The sequence below is a fragment of the Streptomyces sp. DH12 genome (assembly GCF_020873895.1).
Lineage (GTDB): Bacteria > Actinomycetota > Actinomycetes > Streptomycetales > Streptomycetaceae > Streptomyces.
In genome coordinates, this window is sequence record NZ_JAHWGT010001659.1 from 1 (window position 1) to 389 (window position 389).

Annotated in this window: 1 pseudogene; it reads right to left on the reverse strand. The window is 68.1% G+C overall.

The annotated features are described in order from the left end of the window. Nucleotides 1–112: 112 nt before the first annotated feature. Nucleotides 113–389, reverse strand: a pseudogene (locus LPA54_RS41600) (class I SAM-dependent methyltransferase); the annotation flags it as partial.

Genomic DNA, 389 nt, shown 5'->3' on the forward strand with positions numbered 1-389 from the left:
GCCGTACGAGCTGCCGTACGCACAGTGTGCGCGGTTGCGCACAATGCGTGGCGAGAATGCCGTGCAAGACGGTGCGGACGGAGCTGAAACACGGCCGGTGACGGGGTGTCCGTCAGCCGCGTGGGCCGGAAATCGCGTCGACTGCCCGGTCAGGCAGCCGTGCTTCGACGATGATCGTGCCCAGTGCTTGGCCGGTGGGCGCGGGAAGGCATCGTGCCTCGACGTCGACGAAGCCATGCTCGTGTGCGATGGCGGCCCACGTCTCGGGAGGGTGGCACCAGCGGTCCACGGTCATCTCCCTGTCTTCAGGGCCCTTCCCGTACATGGGTTGGCGGCCGGTGAGGTGCTGGGGAGTCTCACCGTGCGAGAAAGCGAACACCCCGCCCGGC